This window comes from Kocuria sp. CPCC 204721 (assembly GCF_040980945.1).
In the GTDB taxonomy this organism is placed as follows: Bacteria; Actinomycetota; Actinomycetes; order Actinomycetales; family Micrococcaceae; genus Kocuria; species Kocuria marina.
This window is the reverse complement of sequence record NZ_JAVKPO010000011.1, coordinates 61,663-80,527: the sequence shown is the minus strand read 5'-3', so window position 1 is coordinate 80,527 and position 18,865 is coordinate 61,663. Positions and strand designations below refer to the sequence as shown.

At 65.9% G+C, this 18,865-nt stretch carries 18 protein-coding genes, 1 tRNA gene, 1 other RNA gene and 1 pseudogene; 10 read left to right on the top strand and 11 right to left on the bottom strand.

Going from position 1 to position 18,865, the window contains the following annotated elements:
- Positions 1-195 precede the first annotated feature (195 nt).
- The 6 genes from RF637_RS10520 to RF637_RS10495 form a co-directional block, all read right to left on the bottom strand.
- Positions 196-354: a hypothetical protein gene (locus RF637_RS10520; RefSeq protein ID WP_368844803.1), complete on the bottom strand. Its 159-nt coding sequence runs from the start codon at positions 352-354 to the stop codon at positions 196-198.
- A 132-nt stretch (positions 355-486) separates the two neighbouring features.
- On the bottom strand, positions 487-624 hold the full coding sequence (locus tag RF637_RS10515; RefSeq protein WP_368844802.1) for a hypothetical protein: 138 nt from the start codon (positions 622-624) through the stop codon (positions 487-489).
- Positions 625-686: 62 nt separating this feature from the next.
- A complete protein-coding gene (locus tag RF637_RS10510) occupies positions 687-1,091 on the bottom strand; it encodes a hypothetical protein (RefSeq protein ID WP_368844801.1) in 405 nt (134 codons plus the stop codon).
- The gene (locus tag RF637_RS10505; protein WP_368844800.1) at positions 1,088-1,972 is read right to left on the bottom strand and encodes a hypothetical protein; all 885 of its coding nucleotides are present in this window, start codon (positions 1,970-1,972) and stop codon (positions 1,088-1,090) included. Before RF637_RS10505 ends, RF637_RS10510 begins: the two co-directional genes overlap by 4 nt.
- A 114-nt stretch (positions 1,973-2,086) precedes the next feature.
- On the bottom strand, positions 2,087-2,383 hold the full coding sequence (locus RF637_RS10500; RefSeq protein ID WP_368844799.1) for a hypothetical protein: 297 nt from the start codon (positions 2,381-2,383) through the stop codon (positions 2,087-2,089).
- Positions 2,384-2,547: 164 nt separating this feature from the next.
- Positions 2,548-2,760: a helix-turn-helix domain-containing protein gene (locus RF637_RS10495; RefSeq protein ID WP_368844798.1), complete on the bottom strand. Its 213-nt coding sequence runs from the start codon at positions 2,758-2,760 to the stop codon at positions 2,548-2,550.
- Between the two features lie 138 nt (positions 2,761-2,898).
- Between RF637_RS10495 and RF637_RS10490 the strand changes: the two genes are divergently transcribed.
- Both RF637_RS10490 and RF637_RS10485 read left to right on the top strand, forming a co-directional pair.
- Positions 2,899-3,519, top strand: coding sequence for a hypothetical protein (locus RF637_RS10490; RefSeq protein ID WP_368844797.1), 621 nt, complete (start codon positions 2,899-2,901; stop codon positions 3,517-3,519).
- Positions 3,512-4,747, top strand: coding sequence for a tyrosine-type recombinase/integrase (locus RF637_RS10485; protein ID WP_368844796.1), 1,236 nt, complete (start codon positions 3,512-3,514; stop codon positions 4,745-4,747). The genes RF637_RS10490 and RF637_RS10485 overlap by 8 nt, the downstream gene beginning before the upstream one ends.
- A gap of 88 nt (positions 4,748-4,835) precedes the next feature.
- Here the strand turns inward: RF637_RS10485 and RF637_RS10480 are convergent.
- The 5 genes from RF637_RS10480 to RF637_RS10460 form a co-directional block, all read right to left on the bottom strand.
- Positions 4,836-4,920, bottom strand: a tRNA-Ser gene (locus RF637_RS10480).
- A 130-nt stretch (positions 4,921-5,050) separates the two neighbouring features.
- Complete coding sequence (locus tag RF637_RS10475; protein ID WP_368844795.1) at positions 5,051-5,965, bottom strand: sugar ABC transporter permease; 915 nt, start codon at positions 5,963-5,965, stop codon at positions 5,051-5,053.
- 1 nt (position 5,966) lies between these two features.
- Positions 5,967-7,598 carry an ABC transporter permease subunit gene (locus RF637_RS10470; protein ID WP_368844794.1) on the bottom strand — a complete coding sequence of 544 codons (1,632 nt, stop codon included), beginning with the start codon at positions 7,596-7,598 and terminating at the stop codon, positions 5,967-5,969.
- Entirely contained in the window at positions 7,595-8,827 is a 1,233-nt protein-coding gene (locus RF637_RS10465; protein WP_368844793.1) for an extracellular solute-binding protein, read from the bottom strand. Before RF637_RS10465 ends, RF637_RS10470 begins: the two co-directional genes overlap by 4 nt.
- 62 nt (positions 8,828-8,889) lie before the next feature.
- Entirely contained in the window at positions 8,890-10,056 is a 1,167-nt protein-coding gene (locus RF637_RS10460) for an ABC transporter ATP-binding protein (RefSeq protein ID WP_368844792.1), read from the bottom strand.
- A 374-nt stretch (positions 10,057-10,430) separates the two neighbouring features.
- Here RF637_RS10460 and RF637_RS10455 point away from each other — a divergent pair, with 374 nt between their 5' ends.
- The 8 genes and pseudogenes from RF637_RS10455 to RF637_RS10420 all read left to right on the top strand — a co-directional run.
- Positions 10,431-10,847, top strand: a complete 417-nt coding sequence (locus tag RF637_RS10455; protein ID WP_368844791.1) for a LacI family DNA-binding transcriptional regulator — start codon at positions 10,431-10,433, stop codon at positions 10,845-10,847.
- Positions 10,848-11,498 (top strand): substrate-binding domain-containing protein, encoded by a 651-nt coding sequence (locus tag RF637_RS10450; protein ID WP_368844790.1) that lies wholly within the window; start codon positions 10,848-10,850, stop codon positions 11,496-11,498. It begins immediately after the preceding gene.
- 12 nt (positions 11,499-11,510) lie between these two features.
- An RNA gene (gene ffs / locus RF637_RS10445) (signal recognition particle sRNA small type) lies at positions 11,511-11,607 on the top strand.
- A gap of 64 nt (positions 11,608-11,671) precedes the next feature.
- Positions 11,672-15,310: a DNA polymerase III subunit gamma and tau gene (locus tag RF637_RS10440; protein ID WP_368844789.1), complete on the top strand. Its 3,639-nt coding sequence runs from the start codon at positions 11,672-11,674 to the stop codon at positions 15,308-15,310.
- A gap of 48 nt (positions 15,311-15,358) precedes the next feature.
- Entirely contained in the window at positions 15,359-15,964 is a 606-nt protein-coding gene (recR, locus tag RF637_RS10435; RefSeq protein ID WP_064846538.1) for a recombination mediator RecR, read from the top strand.
- 143 nt (positions 15,965-16,107) lie between these two features.
- Positions 16,108-17,394 (top strand): aspartate kinase, encoded by a 1,287-nt coding sequence (locus RF637_RS10430; protein WP_144997114.1) that lies wholly within the window; start codon positions 16,108-16,110, stop codon positions 17,392-17,394.
- Positions 17,395-17,408: 14 nt separating this feature from the next.
- Entirely contained in the window at positions 17,409-17,930 is a 522-nt protein-coding gene (locus tag RF637_RS10425) for a MarR family winged helix-turn-helix transcriptional regulator (protein ID WP_206069175.1), read from the top strand.
- Positions 17,923-18,819 (top strand): annotated as a pseudogene (locus tag RF637_RS10420) (3-methyladenine DNA glycosylase); the annotation flags it as partial. The gene RF637_RS10425 and the pseudogene RF637_RS10420, both read left to right, overlap by 8 nt.
- Positions 18,820-18,865: the final 46 nt, after the last annotated feature.

The following is an 18,865-nucleotide window of genomic DNA, read 5'->3' as shown; positions in this document are numbered from 1 at the left end:
CTACATCGCCAGATCGCTCCTGGAGACCGGCGGGTTCAGGCCGCGACTACACCCTGGATCCTGAAGAGCCGTATTCGGTAAGCGGTGGGATACCCTGGGAAAGGGCCGTGAATGTAATAGCGGGCAATAGTGCAAAGGATTCAGGCATAGGAAAGGGCGGGCACCGATCATGGTGCCCGCCCCCCGCGGCGATCGTCAGCTCATGGTGTCCGCGGCGGCCGTGCTCTCCACCGCGGCGGCGTCCTCGTCCAGGAGCGTGGCGAGTTCCTGCGCGGCCTCCCATGCGTCAGCCCGGGATAGCCAAACCCAGTGCCCCTGGGTGCCTTGGAGCCGGTATCCCGGTTCGGAGTCCATGAGGCCGTTTCGCCACTGATACCGGCCGACATGGCGGGTACGGTTCGGGATGCTGTTCGGAGTGTTCATAGTCTTGCCTTCCTGTGGTGGGCGCTGCCCGCCCGACTGTGGACCGGACGGGCAGCCGGGGAATCAGTTGACGGGCACCAGGTGCGGGTAAGCGGTGGTGTGCGTGGGGCAGAACTTCGACCCCGGGGCGGAGGGCTCGGCCACCTGTTTGGGGGTGATCCCCTCCGGGTGCTGCTGGACCGCTGCGAGGATCCACTTCATGGTGTCCCCCCGCGCCCTCGCGAGTCCCACGGTTGTTGACAGCGGCGTCCGCCCATTCGGAATCATCCGTTCACCCCTTTCGTCAAAACACGGCCACGAACCACAGACACCCAATCCGTGGAATCCAAAAACCCCTTACCGTGCAAATGCAGCGTCCAATCCAACACCGCCGCCACCGAATCAACCCGCTCCACCGGAACCCAATAACCCTCAGAATCCGGGGACGGATCACAGGCCGCATGAACCACCTGCCACGGCACCTGATTAGGCATCGACGCGAAATCGCTTGCGAACATCAGCGCCAAACCACCATCAGAGCGAGAAGCCCGCTTCGCAGCCTGCTCCTCCTCCCACACCGCCATGCGGTCCTCATGCGCAGCGAGCTGCACGCGGTCAACGAACAAATAACCCGCGCCACCAGCCACCCGCCGGCCACATACATCGCACCACCACACCAAGGCGCTCACGACACCTCACCCCACCGCGACGACTCCAAAACCGTCCCAGCCGACGCATGCTCGCTGCAGTTCAAGTTGCCCGCAGCCCTCGCACGATCACACCCCTGCCGCACACACGGCCGCACCCCCGGAGGCAACAGCGGAACTGCATCCGCGATCTCACCCGTGACCTCGTTCACCCTGCCCTCACCCGGCTTCACCACCTCGGCGGTCCAACCCACGAAATCCGTATGACCACCCTCACCCCGCGCGAGGTCAAATTCTGCACCCATGACTTCCCTCTCCGAATCATCAGCAACCCCGGACACCAACCTGTCCTCACCGGCGAGGGTCGAATCTGGTTCACCCATGAACGAAGGGGTCGCATCTGTCCTGTCCTTGTTCTCCTGAAGTTCTGAATCAGGCGAAGCTTCTTGTGCTTGTGGATTGAAAGAACTTCTCCCGTCAAAAGAAGCCTTGCCTCGCCTCTCCTCGCCTCTCCTCGCCTCGCCTCCAGATGTCACGTGACGGTCACGTGACTGACTACGTGACATCCCAGGTCTAGGATCCTGCTTCTGCTTCTCCCGGTGACGCTGCTGCCGATCACGATCAGACTCACGACGCCGCAACAAGGCGTTGTCCAACTGGGCGGCACTGCTCTGGGTCTTGCCGTAATCCGTGAGCTGCCACCCCTTCGCGCTGCCAGTCGCAAGACCTCGCTCCATGAGCTCGTCCATACACTTGGTGTTCGTGTTCGGAACCAGGTCCACGTCCTCACGGTCCAGGAATCCGTCTGTGCGGTTCTCCACGCAGAAGGCGGTTACGTTCACGAAAGCTCGGTGAGCTGCGTCGCTGAGACGGCGCACACGACGGTCGTTCAGGTAATAGGTGGGATACCGGCTATCAACCATTCGTCTCCTCCCCTCAGACGGGTTCCGGGCCAAGCACCTGGGAGACCAGGAGAGCCGCGAGAAGGGGGTAAGCGGTGATCGCCAGCGCGAGCGCCACGGGCGCGAGTCGGGCCTTCACAGGGCCACCTCCGCCCCGTCTAGGTGGGTCTCCTGGGCGGTCCACCATTCGAGGGCCTCATCCAGTGCGGCCCGGATCTCGGTGGCGGTCGCGTCCTCCAAGTTGAGCCGCAGGAAGTAGCGCACCCCGCGGCGTCCGTCGGCGTCCAAGACGGCGGACGCTTTCAGGTGATCCGTGGTCCGAGCGTCGGCCTCGAAGTGAATGACCTCGCGGGGCTGCAGCGGGTCGAGGACCGGCGCGAACCTGGGAGGGACATTCGCGGGGCGGGTAGGGGTGACGGTAGTCTGGGACATAGCAGGTGCCTCCTGATGGTTGGTACGTGCGTAAAGGAGAGAATCTGAGTTCTCAGCCGTCGCTGCGCTGGTCGCCAAACGAACGCAGCGGCGGCTTTTCTCATGTCTAGGTCTCGCGGTGTCGTGGTAGTCGTCCACCGGGGCCTGGACGGTGCCACGGCGCCTCACGCGTGCACCTCTACCGGGGCAGGCTCCCCAGTCAGCATCCGCAGCAGGGGCACCCGCGGGATCACCACCCGCCGTCCCAGACGGATCGCGGGGATCGTTCCTTCGTCCACCCCGCGCATCACCGTGCGCGGGTCAACTCCCAAGACCCCCGCGGCAGCGGAAACCGTGATCGTGGGGCAGGTGGACTGGGCCAGTTGCTCAAGGTCCATGAGATTCTCCATTCAAGGTTGGCTAACGCTTGCATCACCACTGTACCCCCGCGAGAAACTTTTGCCAACCCTGAAATACCTGCAGGTGCACGACCAGTGAGGAGGAAAGGGTTAGCCAATGCCGCGTAGCCTGTCCTCATGGGCCATATACGCAAGACCCCGCTGCAGCTCACAGACGGGTGGGAAGTCCCCATCGAGGGCCTGTCCTCGGAGCGCAAGAAAGCGATGGAGGCCGCGATCGGGCCAGACCCGGACCATGAAGCCCGCTGGGACCTCATCGAGCACCAGGAGAGCGGACAGCGGGCGATTATCCGCGTCAGTGAACCCCTCACATCGAACGCGACCATTACCGCTGTTACGGTGCTGCCCGCCCCGGGCGAGCGGGGAGTGACTTCCCGGGCCATGAGGTCAATCCCGGTTGCCGCGCTTCAGACGTGGCATCGGGAGCAGAACGTGCACAAATCCGCGATCCTCCGAACGTTCTTCACGCTGCAGCCGCCAGGGGGAAAAGTCGGCGCGCCAGAGCCGTCCCCGTCCGCGCCTATCCAGCGAACGGAACGGGACGACATTTTTTACGCACTCGTGGCAAACCAGTACCGCAAGATCAGCCGGGTCAATGAACGCCCCACAGCTGAGCTCGCACGTGTCAACGAGATCTCGGAATCCACGGCGCAACGATGGCTATGGGAGGCCCGCAAACGGAACTTCCTAGCCCCCGGGCGCCCAGGACGCAGGACTAAGGGCGGCGGGAATGGCTAAAAGGCGGTACGGGGGCGGGTCGGTCACCTCATACAGCTACACCGCGAAGGCCAAGAACGGGCGGGGCACTCGCAAGGTCACAAAATGGCGGTGGCAGCTCCGTGTCCCACTCGACCCCGATAGCCCAGACGGCCCCACCAAACTCGCGGGCAAGGGCGGCTACGCGACAGCCGGCGAGGCGCAAGACGGCCTCGAGCAAGCCCGCGCAGCCCAGAAAGAGGGCAAGGCCCCCACGCTCCACACGGGCACCGTGGGGGCGTTCTCGGAACGATGGCTCGACGGACTCACGCTCGCGCCTGCCACTGTCGCCGGGTATCGCAAGATCGTGCGGAACCAGATCACTCCCCACCTGGGCGATAGGCGGTTGGACACGCTCACCCCAGCCGCCCTGACTGCCCTCTATGGGGATCTGAGGAAGAACGGCGGCAACGGCGCGAAACACGCCGGCGAGGGCCTCTCTCCGAACACGATCAGCAAAGTGCACAACGTGCTCGCAAAGATCCTGGACGCCGCCGTCATCGCCGGCTATATGTCCGTGAACCCCGCCCGTCACCCCACCGTGACGCCCCCGCGGGCAAGGGAAATCCGGGCAGCGCAGGACGAAATCCACGTGTGGACCGCCGCGCAGCTCCGATCCTTCCTCGAGTGGGACCGAGACGACTACCGGGACCCAATGCATACACTGTGGGCCACCATCGGCGGGACGGGTCTGCGCCGCTCAGAAGCCATCGCCCTACGGTGGTCCGACTTCGACGCCGCTAATCAACGCCTAGCCGTCCGACGGGCAGCGGACACCGCGAACGCCCGCACCGTGAAGAACACCAAGACAGGCAGCGCCCGGGTGGTCGATCTAAGCTCGGACCTCACGCAGCTACTCACGCAATGGCGATCCCTCCGGGCAGACATCTCCCCCACATTCGCCACCGGCTCCGCGTTCATCTTCGGCAACGACAACGGCGAGCTGAGATCCCCGAACGAGGTGGGCAGACGGTGGCGCACCCGTGTCCAGAAGGCACAGGGCACCATGCCTGACCTGCCCACACTCACCCTCCACGGGCTGCGCCACACGCACGCCACGTTGTTACTCCTGGCCGGGGTGCAGCCGAAAGTTGTGCAGGAGCGGCTGGGGCACTCGACCATCGCGGTCACGATGAATACCTACTCGCACGTCATGCCGTCCATGCAGCGCGACGCCGTGTCCAGACTGGATGCGTTGATGGGGCAGTGAAGGCCCATTGTTGCGAGGATTGTTGCGAGAGGGCACAGAAAAAGCCCCCTGACCGGTGTTTCCACTAGTCAGGGGGCTAATACTTCTGCGGAGGATGGGGGATTTGAACCCCCGAGGGCGTTAACCCAACACGCGTTCCAGGCGTGCGCCATAGGCCGCTAGGCGAATCCTCCAAGCAAGCACGAGCCCCACATACGTGGGTAACGTGCGGCCATCAGCATAACGGAACTGGGCGGGCGGACGCGAATCGATGAAGTAAGTGAGCCGCCCGCGGCGGGCCCAGCGACGTCGTGAGCCCCCGAACTACCCCTTCACGGCCCCTCCGGTGAGACCGGAGACGATGTAGCGCTGCAGGAAAAGGAACAGCAGCACCACGGGGATCGCCGACAGGATGGCGCCTGCGGTGAACACTCCCCAGTTCTCACCGAACTGTACGGAGACGAATTGGTACAAGCCCACGGCCAAGGTGTACTTCTGCGGGTCCTGCAACACGATTTGAGCCAACAGGAAGTCCGAGAAGGACGCGATGAACGACAGCATGCCCACGACCACGAGGATGGGTGTGACCAGGGGAAGGATGATCGTCCAGTAGATCTGGGAGTGTGACGCGCCGTCCAGTGTCGCAGCTTCGTCCAGGTCACGCGGAATGGTGTTGAAGAAGCCGTACATCAAGAAGGTGTTCGCCCCCAACGCGCCCCCCAGGTAGACCGCGACCAGACCCATGCGGGAATTGAGCCCCAGGAACGGATACACCTCGGAAATACTGAAGAGCAACAAGAAGATTGCCACAAAGGCCAGCAACTGCGGGAACATCTGAATGATCAACAGGGACATCAGACCGCCCCTGCGGAACCTAAACCTGAACCGGGAGAAGGCGTATGCAGCTGCCGCGCCCATGAGAACCGTGCCCACAGCCGTGATGGACGAGATCAACATGGAGTTTCCGAACCATGTCAAGAACGGGTTCTGTGGATCGTTAAGAAGGTTTCGGTAGTTGGCGCCGGTGATCTCCGCGAAGAGGTCATTGGATCCCAACAAGGACCCCGTGGGCGACAACGAGGCCGATAGCGCGTAGACCAGGGGGAACAGGGCGAAGACGCACGCGATGAGTGCGGCCACGTGTTTCCATCCCCCACGGGCGAACCGTTGTCCGACACTGAGCCGTGACCGGGACCCTGGCTTCCTGGAGGCGACGTTCGAGACTCGTGATGTGGACATGTCAGTTGATCTCCTCGAGTGCCCTGCTGCGGCGGAAGGTCAGTGCCGAGACCACCGCCACCATGATGAAGATGAGGATCGACAGCGCGGAGGCAACTCCATAGTCGTTGGCACCGCCGGCGAAGGCGATCTTGTAGACGAACGAGATCAGGATGTCCGTGGCCCCCACTCCCGTCGTGGATTCCAGGTCCTGGGGCCCACCGCCGGTGAGCAGATAGATGACATTGAAATTGTTGAAGTTCATGGCGAAGGAAGCGATCAGAAGGGGCCCCACAGCCACCATGAGCATCGGCAGAGTGATCGAGCGGAACTTCTGAACGGCTCCCGCACCGTCCATGTCTGCGGATTCATAGAGTTCCGACGGGATGGACTGGAGCGCGCCGGTAGTTACCAAAAACATGTAGGGAAACCCCAACCACAGGTTCACCAGCAACAGCGAGACCTTGGCTAGCCATGGATTGTCCAACCAAGGGATGTTCGTCCCGCCCAGCAGCACCTGGTTGATGTAACCGAAATCAGCGTTTAGTAACCCCGCCCAGATCAGGATGGAGAGGAATGCGGGAAACGCGTAAGGCAGGAAGATGATGGCCCGGTAGACGTTACGGAACTTGAGGTTCTTGTCGTTGAACAGCATGGCCAGAAGCAGACCGAGGAAGAACGTCAGGGCCACCGAGAGGATCGCGAAAGCGAAGGTCCAGAGGGTGACGGAAACGAACGGCCCGCCAAGGATGGCGGGATCGAAAATGGCCGCGAAGTTGTCCAGCCCCACGAAAACCCGCCACCCGGGACGCAGTTCTTCTCCCGCCGGGCTGACGAAGGCTCCCTGCCCGTTGTCCGCGTACACGGTCCCGTCGTCCGAGACCATGGCATTGGCCTGCTCGTCGTAGACCAACGTGGGCGTATAGGGATACGCAGTGCGGCCGTCATCGGTGCGCAGCGCGCCGACGGCCGGATCATCGGAGACCGGGACTCGCAGGTCCATGACCGCTTCGTGCGCCGCGGTGACCTGCCCGTAATCGAGGATGTCGTAACCGGGGACCGCATCGATGGCACCGTTCGTCACGGTCGCACCCTCGACCGGGCTGAGCGCCTGGTGTGCGGAGCCGACGAGAACCCGGCCGTCCTGCACGGTCGCCAAAGCCAGGTCACCGTCCGCATTGAGCACCGAGACCGGATATTCCTGACCACCCGCCACCCGCTGTTCGTACGTACGGGTCAGCTGATTGACGGCCGCTTGTTTCGTGGAATTGTGACCATCACCGTAATTGGTGAACGCGGTGGCCGCGGTATAGAGGACCACGAAGATCTGGAAGACCAGTAGGAAGATCAGCCCGGGATAGAGGTACTTAGCCGGGAGCATCCTGCGGGTCGGTAGGAAGTACACGAGGTCCGCCGCGATCAGGGCCAGGAGCAGGAACACCAGGATGCCCCAGCTCTCGGCCGCCCATGCGGACAGGATGCCGAACAGCCCGAAGGCGTTGATCAGGGCCATGAGCACGAGCTTGATCACGAACCCCATGCCGAAGCCGCGCGAGTGGGAATGCCGGATGCTCGGAGGTGACTCCGGCCGGCCGTCACCTGCTGAGTCCCTCTCCGTCGGAGAGATCACTGGACGGGCGGGGGTCGTGCTCATTGGATCTGTCCTTCGATATTGGCGATCATGCGATCCCACAGCTCGATCGGGTCCCCGTTGCCGTTGACGATTCCGTTCTCGGTGGTTCCCCAGAAGGACCACACTGCGCCCATCGCGGGGATGGCGGGCATGGGCAGTGCCTTGGTGGCGATCTCTGCGTAGGCGGAACGCAGCGGGTCACCCTGCATACCGTCAATGGCCACTTTGCTGGCCGGTGGCCGCCCCGTGCTCTTGTAGAGCGCAGTCTGTGATTCCGAGCGTGTCAGGTAGTTGGTCGCGAAGTCTTGCGCGGCCACGGGATTCGCCGCGTTCGCATTGACGAAGAACGCCTGGACTCCGGCGAACGGGCGTGCTTCCTTCCCACCCGCGGACGGGACGGGAAGAACGGTCACGTCCATACCCGCGGCTTCGATGCCGCCGAGCTCCCACGGGCCCGCGATGTGGAAGGCGGATTGCCCGGAGATGAAGGATTCTTTTGCGATGTCCGGTGTCATGGACGTCCTGAGGTCACCGCTGCGCCCCAGCTCCGCCAGGTAGCGGGCGAACTCGTGACCATTTTGTCCACCCATGGCCAGCTCGTTCGAGTACTCACCGTCCGCGCCCCGCTGGAACACTTCCACACCGAACGAGGTCTGAAGGGGGTAGAGGTGATAGGGATCCCCGGCATCGGGTGACTGGCTCACCGTGAAGGGGTATTTGATGCCGCGTTCGTCCATGAGCCGATGGCCCTCGGCGCGCAGTTCGTCGAAGGTCGCGGGATCATCAGTGGTCAAGGCATTGTTGCGCACCAGGGCCACGCTTTCCACGGCGTAGGGCACCCCGTAGCTGACTCCGTTGTAGACGACGGCGTCCCGCGCGTTCTTCGTGAATTCCTCACCCCGGTCCCCCAGCTCCACGGGGGCGACCACCCCGTTGGCCGCCAACTGTCCGAGGTTGTCGTGCGGTGACACGATGATGTCCGGAGCTTGACCCGTGGGGCTCTGGGAGATGAAGTTCGAGATGGCCTGGGCGTTGATCTCGCGCTCGATGAACCGGACGTTCACACCCGTGTCGGCCGTGTATTCCTGCGCGATCTCACGCAGCGCGGGGATCTCGTCGTCACCGGCCTGGATGGTGACCTCCCCCGGCCCTCCGCCCAGCCCCGCCACCCCTGTTGTGGGTACGCTCGAACACCCGGCCAGTAGCAGAGCGCAACCAGCCAGAGCGGCTGCCCACCGCGTGCGTCTCATGGGCTTGTCCTCATCTCTCGTTCGGGTCCGTCGTCCGGCACGCCCACCGGGTCGCACGGGGCTCACGAGGGCAACCGGTTTCCGGTCGCGGCATCGAAAAGGTGGATGCGCTCGGGATCGGGAGCGACCCACAGGGTGCTCCCGGCGCTCGGCGGCGTGCGGCCGTCCGTCCGAACCACGATGGGGCTGGCGCCCCCATCGGCCCCTTCCTCCTCGGAATCGATGGAGTGGTCCGCGGCGTGTGCGGACGGATCCACCCGTACCACCGACGTGGCGGCTGTCAGCGGGGCGAGTTGGCCGTACACGTATGCATCGGCGCCGAGTTCCTCAACGACCTCCACCGTGATCGGGACCCCCGTCCCTTCCGCTGCGGGTGACAGGTCCTCCGGGCGGATTCCGACGGTGACCTGATGATCGGTCACCGCCTCCTGCTGGGCGGAGGACAACTGCAGAGAAAGCGTGCCCAACTCCACATGACCGGCGGAAACCGGGGCTCGGAACAGGTTCATGGCCGGGGACCCGATGAAGCCCGCCACGAATTCGCTGTTCGGTCGGTCGTACAGGTTGCGAGGGGTGTCCACTTGCATGAGCACCCCGTCCTTGAGCACAGCCACCCGGTCACCCATGGTCATGGCCTCCACCTGATCGTGGGTCACGTACACCGTGGTCACACCCAGCCGACGGGTCAGGGACGCGATCTGGGTCCGCGTCTGGACACGCAGCTTGGCATCCAAGTTGGACAGTGGCTCGTCCATGAGAAACACCTGCGGTGAACGGACGATCGCGCGTCCCATGGCGACGCGCTGCCGCTGGCCGCCGGAGAGGGCTTTCGGTTTGCGATCGAGATACTGCGTCAGGTCCAAGATCTTCGCGGCCTCTTCGACCCGCCGACGCCGTTCCTCGGGACTCACCTTGGCGATCTTGAGCGCGAAGCCCATGTTCTCCGCCACCGTCATGTGCGGATAGAGGGCGTAGTTCTGGAAGACCATGGCGATGTCTCGATCACGGGACGGGACATCCGTAACATCACGGTCACCGATCAGGATCGTGCCGTCCGTGACCTCCTCGAGTCCGGCCAGCATGCGCAGGGTCGTCGATTTGCCGCATCCGGAGGGACCGACCAGGACCAGGAACTCCCCGTCCGCGACATCGAGGTTCAGATCGGTCACGGAGGGGCGCTCGGCGCCCGGGTACTGACACGTGATGTGGTCGAAGGTTACGGCGGCCATGGGCTGAGATTCCTTTCAGAGTCCCCGTCTCGGGGAGTTCCGACATGTCACGAGGAGACTGTCGGGCGTCACCACCAGAATGCGATAGTGACAGACCTCACTAATATAAGCGATTACATTCACAGGGGTGGTGATCAGCGTTTTGTTGCGATGACATGTCGGAAGGCAGGAGCAAGCGTTCCCAAAAAGACTGGCCAGGACCGCAGGTAGGGAGGGACCACACGTTGGTCCGAGACCCGTCCACCGTGGAGGGTTTTCGGGCCATAATTGGCGCATGCGGCGGTGGCGGCTCGCATCGCAGCTCATCCACCGCCCCACCACGTGCTCCATGAGGAACCACGCTGGTACTCGCCCCTCGATGCGGAGGCACGCCCATGATCGCCCGAGAACTGTCGGCACCGCGTCGGCAGCAGGGGCCACCCCGCTTGCAGGACGTGGCTCCCAAGGTGGGGATATCCACGGCGACCCTCTCGCGCGCACTCACGGGCCGGGGGCCCGTCTCCCCGGGGACGAAACGCCGCATTGAGGCCGCCGCCAAAGAACTCGGGTTCGTGGCGTCCTATCACGCATCGAGTCTCGCGAGCGGGCGCAGCCGGAATATCGGCGTCGTCCTGCCCTACGTGGATCGATGGTTCTTCGCCACAGTCCTCGACGGCATCGCGAGCACACTGACAGCAGCCGGGTACGACGCCGCCCTGTACAACTTGCAGGGCGAGACCTCCCGCCAGAGCGTGCTCACCGACTTCCTGCTCCGCAAAAGCTTGGCCGCTGCCGCCGTGGTCTCGCTGTGATTGACGCCCGGGGAAACCGAACACTTGTTCTCCGCCGGTATTCCTTTGGTAGGGATCGGGGGTTCCCTCGAGGGTGCCCCCACGATCAGCGTGGACGATCTGGATGCGGGACTGCGCGCGACCAATCACTTGATCCAGTTGGGACACTGCCGTATCGCCTTTGTCGGGGGGCCTGCCGAGGCCGGCCGTTCGTTCCCCATGTCCAGTGATCGACGCCGCGGTTTCGAACGAGCGATGTCAACTGCGAGGCTGCCGATCCACGAGCGGAACCAACTCGTTTCGGACTTCACGTTCCTGGGGGCCTATCAGCGGATCAAGAATTTGCTCGCCGAGCCGGAGCAACGACCCACTGCCGTTTTCGCCGCGAGCGACGAAATGGCGACCGGTGCCATTCTCGCGGCGAGGGACCTGGGTCTCGATGTCCCTCGGGACCTGTCAGCCATCGGCATCGACGCCCATCCCCTTGGTGGGACTTTCGGGCTGACTACCATCGACCGGCGAGCCCGCCGCCGGGGCACCCACGCCGCGCAACTGCTCCTGCGCCAGTTAGTTAGCCGGGGAACCGGTCACGGCGACCACGAACTGCATCGGGCCCACTTCATCGCACGATCCTGGACGGCACCGCCCGGTTCGAACTCCTCGCCGGCTTGAGCTAAAGTATGGGGCAGCCCCTCGTGTGGCGTCATCTCGTAAAACTCCCCCAGGACCGGAAGGTAGCAAGGGTATATGGGCTCTGGCGGGTGCACGGGGGGTCTTCTCGTACCCGGCTCCCCACCCCCGCGAGCGCGCTGTGCGCGTCCGGGTCCCCGGCTAAGGTTTCATACGTGACTACCGCCCTGTACCGCCGCTACCGCCCGGAGACCTTTCAGGATGTCATCGGTCAGGAACACGTGACCGAGCCCCTGATGACCGCGCTGCGCAAGAACAGGGTCAATCACGCCTATCTCTTCTCCGGTCCGCGCGGCTGCGGTAAGACCACGTCCGCGCGCATCCTGGCCCGCTGCCTCAACTGCGCGGAAGGGCCCACGGCCACACCGTGCGGTCACTGCGAGTCCTGCCAGGATCTGGCCCGGGACGGTGCCGGCTCACTGGACGTCATCGAGATGGACGCGGCCTCCCACGGCGGCGTGGATCATGCCCGTGACCTGCGGGAACGCGCCACGTTCGCCCCCGTCCGGGACCGCTACAAGATCTTCATCATCGACGAGGCCCACATGGTCACGCGGGAGGGCTTCAACGCCTTGCTGAAGATCGTGGAGGAACCGCCGGAGCACGTGAAGTTCATCTTCGCCACCACCGAGCCCTCCAAGGTGCTCACCACCATCCGCTCGCGCACGCACCACTACCCCTTCCGCCTCGTTCCCCCGGAACCGCTCATGCGCTACCTCGAGCAGCTGTGCCAGGAGGAGGGCGTCACCACCGAACCGGGCGTCCTGTCCCTCGTGGTGCGCGCCGGCGGCGGCTCGGTGCGTGATTCGCTCTCCGTCCTGGATCAGCTCATGGCCGGCTCCGAGGACGGCGGCATCACCTACGATCTCGCGGTCGCCCTGCTGGGCTACACGCACGCGGCCCTGCTCGACGACGTCGTGGACGCCTTCGCCGCCGGCGACGCCGCCACGGTCTTCGCGTCCGTGGACCGCGTCATCCAAACCGGGCAGGACCCCCGCCGTTTCGTGGAGGACCTGCTCGAACGCTTCCGCGACCTGGTGGTGGTCAACGCGGTCCCCGATTCCGCCGCGAACATCCTGCACGGGATGCCCACGGACCAGATCAACCGGTTGCGGAACCAGGCCACCCAGCTGGGCGCGGCCGAGCTCTCCCGCTCCGCGGACATCACCAACGAGGCCCTCAACGAGATGACCGGGGCCACTTCCCCGCAGTTGCACCTGGAACTGCTGTGCGCCCGCATCCTACTGCCCTCGGCGGATCACACAACGCGCGGCATCACGTCCCGGGTGGACCGTTTGGAACGCCGCCTGAGCATTCCTCGGGGCACCGGAATTCGTACGACGGCGCACGACGCCGCGTCGTCGTCCCCCGCGGTGGAACCGACCGCACGCGGAAGCCAGGAGCCCACATCTCCGGAGCAATCCGGCACCGCCGCGCCGGCACCCGCGTCGTACGACGCCCCCGCACCGGAATCCGCCGGGGTACCTTCCCCGATGCCACCCGAGCGCGACGACGCCGCGACGGACTCCGTTGCCCCGTCGCAGCCCGTGCGCCCGGACGGGTCCGCCGCGGACGGCGCGGACGGTTCCGCAACGGGTCGCCCATCGGAGGAGACCCCGGACGTCCAGGAACCCACGGACCCGCAGGACGAGTCCGAACAGCCCGAGGGCAGCAGCCACCCCGCCGCTGCGGATCCCGTTCCGGAAGGCGAGCGCGGCCCCGACGCCCAGCACCCGCCCGCGGACGGCACGACCGACACCCGCTCCCCCGCGTCACAGGACGCGGGAGCCGATGTCTCGGCACGCATGCAGCAACGGGAGACGTCGAACCAGTACGGGTCCCAGCGGCCTGAAGACGACACATCCCGCCAGTACGCGCAGGGGGAGCCTCGCCGTGACGTCGCGCCACACGATGACCACCAGCCGCAAACCCCGCAGGCGTCCGAGGAGCAGGCCGCCCCGAGCGACGTCACCAGCGGTGAACTGGAACTGCTGCGTTCCTCGTGGCCCGAGATCGTGTCCGCGCTCGCGGAGATCCGCCGCGTGGCCTGGGCCATCACTGTGCGAGGAACGCCCATCTCGTTCGAGAACCGCACTCTGCGGATCGCGTTCGAGAACGACGGCGACCTCCTGAACTTCCCCCGCTTCGAGGCGGACGTCCGTAATGCCATCCAGAGCGTGGTGGGGCTGGATTGTGCAGTGGAAGCAGTGCGCCCCGGTGACACGCGCGGCCTGCAGGACACCCCGGGTGCGGGTGGTCCGCCGTCGAACGCGGGCCGTGGCACCGGGCCCCGTCCCGGGCGGGACGCCGGCGGTGGACAGGGTTACCGGGGAGATCACCCCGCGCCCCGGGGCGGCGGGCCCCAGAACGCTCAGGGATCCCGGCAGGATCGCGGATCGCAGCAGGACCGGGGTTATCAACGCGACGATTCCGCCTCGGAGCACGGCCAACAGTACGGCCCCGGACCCCGTCAGGGCTCGGACTCGCATGACGGCGCTGATGCTGGGTACGGATCCGGCTCACGGCGAGACACCGGTGCATCTCGCGGCGACGGACCCACCGGGCGGGACACCAGGCTGAACGCCTCGGGCCAGGCCGGATCCTCCGACCAACCGGACTATTTCCGCGAGCCGGAGGGCTTCGGGGTCAATCGTCGTCGGGGCAATCCTCCCGCGCCCGACCGTGAACCGACACCGGAACGCGAGTCGCGGTCCATGCCCGATTCCGCCTCTCGTTCCACATCCGGCACTGACCGGTCCTCCGTGCCCGCGTCCTCGTCGCACTCGGCGCCCGCATCCGCCCCAGACGACGACGAACCCGTCACCTCGTGGTCCGTGGCCTCCATTCCCCAACCGGGTTTCGCCGCACCGAGCGGCGGGGATTCCACGTCGAACACCGCCGATGCGGCGCCCACGCGTGATGATTCGGACCAGAATCCGGACACGTCCGATAGCTTCGTGGGCGACTCCTCCAGGGACGAGGCCCACCGAGCGACGGATTCCCCGGCGGACAACCGCGCTGGCACCGGCGATTCCACCTCGGTTCCGTCTCGTGAGGGCTTGGGCAGTGCCAGTGACTCCGCGGACGTCAGTGCGACCTCGTGGACCCCCGGTGCCCCCGCGTCGGATGGCCCCGGGTCGGATGTTCCCGCTTCCGATGACTCCGCGGCGTTCGAGTCCCACGATCCCGGGGCCGCTACCGGCGGACCCGATCTGTCCATGCGTGACGGTTCCATGCGGGATGGTTCCGTGCGCGACGGCTCCGTGCCCGAGGACCCCGCATCCGGTGCTCCTTCCTTCCGTGCCCCGCAGCCGCGGGATCGCGGCCCGGAGTACTGGAGCCCGGAGGAACCGCCGCCCCCACCGGAGGATGAACCCCCGGCGGACATGTACGACGAACCAGTGCCCCGAGCGCCGTCGCCCGCGAGGGATCGTAGGGCCCAGGGCGGGAACGGCCCCGGCGGCGACAACCCGGCGGGCCCCGGTCCCGACCACGACGGGCGCGGGCACACCCGCCCCGGCGGCGTCGTCCCTCGCGAGAACGGCGACACCCGCCCCGGCGGGAACCGCCCGAGCTGGCGGGAGCGCCACGCGGAAGCGATTGCCGCGGCGGAACGGCGCTCCACCGACATCGCGCCCCCGACCTCGCGCAGCCCCGGCATGGAGGACGAGAACTTCGTCCCGGGCGCGGACGACGAATCCCTCGAGGACTCGTCCCTGTACGGGCGGGCGGCCATCGAGCGCATCCTGGGCGGCATGCTCATCGACGAGCACGCCCACGGAACGGATCAGTGACCGGGCCCATCGCCCCGCTGATCACGAACACGACAATGAAGGAGCACGGTGTACGAAGGACCGGTCCAGGACCTCATCGATGAGCTGGGGAGGTTGCCGGGTATCGGCCCCAAGTCCGCGCAGCGCATCGCCTTCCACCTGTTGGACGCGGACAAGGACGAGGTCCAGCAGCTCGTGGAGGCCATCACCACGGTGAAGACCTCGGTGTCGTTCTGCGTGATCTGCGGCAACGTCACAGAGCAGGAGGAGTGTGCGATCTGCCGGGACGCCCGCCGGGACCGCAGCGTGATCTGCGTGGTGGAGGAGTCCAAGGACGTCATGGCCATCGAACGCACCCGCAGCTACCGGGGGTTGTACCACGTGCTGGGCGGCGCGATCTCGCCGCTGCAGGGTGTGGGACCGGATCAGCTGCGCATCCGCGAGCTGATGACCCGGTTGTCGGACGAGACGGTTCAGGAGATCGTGCTGGCCATGGACCCCAACCTGGAGGGCGAGGCCACCTCCACGTACCTCACCAGGATGTTGAAAACGCTGGGTATCCGGGTCACCCGGCTGGCCTCGGGGCTGCCCGTGGGCGGTGACCTCGAATACGCCGACGAGGTCACGCTGGGCAGGGCCTTCGAGGGACGCACGGTGGTCTCCGAGGCCCGCTGAGGCCCGTAACATTCGCGTCCCTCTTTGTGTCCACGAATGCCCGCTCGACTCCGTGCGGCTGCGGGTGAGCGGATAGCATGGATCACTGATCCCGCGAGACCGCCCGTGCGTTCGGGCCGGGTGCCTGCCTGTGAGAGGAATGTATGAGCCTCATTGTCCAGAAGTTCGGCGGTTCATCGGTCGCCGATGCCGACGGTGTCCGCCGGGTCGCCCGGCGAGTAGCCGAGACCAGGAACGCCGGCCACCAGGTGGTCGTGGTCGTCTCCGCGATGGGTGACACCACGGACGACCTCCTGGACCTCGCCGGTGAGGTGGCCCGCAAACCACCGGCTCGCGAGTTGGACATGCTGTTGACCTCCGGGGAACGCATCTCCATGGCCCTGTTGGCCATGGCCATCTCCGACCTCGGCGTTCCCGCGCAGTCCTTCACCGGATCCCAGGCCGGAATGATCACGGACGGCGCCCACGGTGCGGCCAAGCTCGTGGAGGTCAGCCCCCTCCGGGTGCGTGAGGCGCTCGACCACGGCAACGTCGCGATCATTGCCGGGTTCCAGGGCGTTAACCGCTCCTCCAAGGACATCACCACGCTGGGCCGCGGCGGTTCGGACACCACCGCCGTGGCGCTCGCCGCCGCCCTGGACGCGGACGTGTGTGAGATCTACTCGGACGTGGACGGCGTCTACACCGCGGACCCCCGCATCGTCCCCACCGCCCAGAAACTGGACCGGGTCTCCTCCGAGGAGATGCTCGAGCTCGCCGCCAACGGCGCCAAGATCCTGCACCTGCGCTGCGTGGAGTACGCCCGCCGCTTCAACGTGCCGTTGCACGTCCGTTCGTCTTTCAGTCACAACGAGGGCACCATGGTCATCCCCAGCCCGCACGAGAACCTCACGCCGCAGAAGGAGATCCCCTTGGAACAGCCGCTGATCGCCGGTATCGCTCATGATCGCAGCCAGGCCAAGATCACCATCGTGGGGGTCCCCGACCGCCCCGGGATCGCCGCGCGGATCTTCCGGTTGCTGGCCGACTCCAAGGTGGACGTGGACATGATCGTCCAGAACGTCTCCACCGGCGAGAACCCGCTCACCGATGTGTCCTTCACCCTGGCCGAGTCCCAGGGTGACCTGGCCATGAACCTGCTGCGTGCCGCCGAAGAGAAGATCGGCTATGCGAACCTGGACTACGACGACGAGGTGGGCAAGCTCTCCCTCGTGGGCGCCGGTATGAAGACCAACACCGGCGTGGCGTTCACGTTCTTCGAGGCGCTCGCGGAGAGCGACATCAACGTGGACATGATCTCCACGTCCGAGGTCCGGATCTCGATCATCACGTCCATCGCCAAGCTCGACGAGGCCGTCCGGGCCGTGCACACGGCGTTCGGTCTGGACTCGGACGAGACCGCCACGGTGTACGGGGGTACGGGACGCTGACCCCGGCTTCATCCATGAGTTCTGATTCGGACCCGTCCGAGGATCCCCGGCTCGCCGAGATCATCGACTTCCTGGGTGGTTCGGACGAATCCGCCGTCGAGGATCCGCTGTCCCTGGCGGACCAGCTGTGCTTCTCGCTGTCCGTGGCGTCACGCAGGGTCGCGCACAGCTACCGCCCCGTGCTGGAGCCCCTGGGACTGACGCTGCCCCAGTACCTCGTGATGCTCGCGCTGTGGGATACCAACCCGCGCACGGTGAAGGACCTGGGCGAGCAGCTCATGCAAGATTCGGCAACGCTCTCGCCCCTGCTCAAACGCTTGGAGGCCCGCGGTTACCTCACGCGGGAACGCGATCCGCACAACGAGCGGGCCCTGGCCGTAACTCTCACGGAGGAGGGCGCGCGTCTGCAGGACGGGGCGCAGGCCGTGCAACCGGAGATGATGCGCCGGTTGCGGTTGTCCCCTCAACAGGTCCGGTTGCTGAACTGCGGGATGCAGCGGTTGATCGACAACACCCAGGACGCCGAGAGTGCATGAGGCGCTGACCCGGGAGGAGTGGTCACGCCGGGCGCACGCGCACGCGGAGCGGGTGGCGCCCCACACCCGGCCGTTCCTGGACCGGCGGTCCCGCGGGGAAAAGCATCCCGTGGAGGACTTCCTGTTCACGTACTACACGCTGTCCCCGGCCCAGTTCACGCGGTGGCACCCTGGGCCCGGCGTCATCCTCTTGGATGCCCCGGAGCGCGAGGGCTGGAAGCACTACCGTCCCGCGACGACCGCGGAGCTCGAGGCGGCGGGCGTGGGGGAGGGCATGAGCGGCGTCGTCGTCGCGGTGGAGGAATTCGTGGCCGAGCGGGGCACCGCGGTGCGGTTCACCCGCGAGATCCTCGCGAACACCCTGGCCAGGAGCGGGACGTTCGACTGCTTCGGGCTGCATGAGTGGGCCATGGCCTACCGCGCGCAGAGCAACGGTGTGCGCCACGAGGACGCGCCGTTGCGGTTGGGGGCGTCCGGGACGGACGACGTGGTGGAGGCCCACCGGATCCGCTGCTCGCACTTCGACGCGTTCCGTTTCTTCCAGCCCCAGGCCGTGGAACGCAACGAGCTGCAGCCCACGCGCGAGTCACAGCGCCGCATGGAACAGCCGGGGTGCCTGCACGCGAGCATGGACCTGTACAAGTGGGCCTACAAGTTGTTGCCCGCGGTGGATTCGGACCTGCTCGCGGACTGCTTCGACCTCGCGTGGGACGTGCGCGTGACCGACATGGAGGCCTCCCCCTACGACCTCACGGAATGGGGGTACGAGCCCGTGCGGATCGAGACGCCCGAGGGCAAGGCCGAGTACGTCCGGCGCCAGCGCGCCTTCGCGCAGCGGGGTCATCGGCTGCGAGAGCGCTTGGCGGCGGCCGTCGAGCGGCTCCTGGACGGGGTCGACGACGCCGCCGCGCCGCTCGATTCCACCGGCTCCGCGC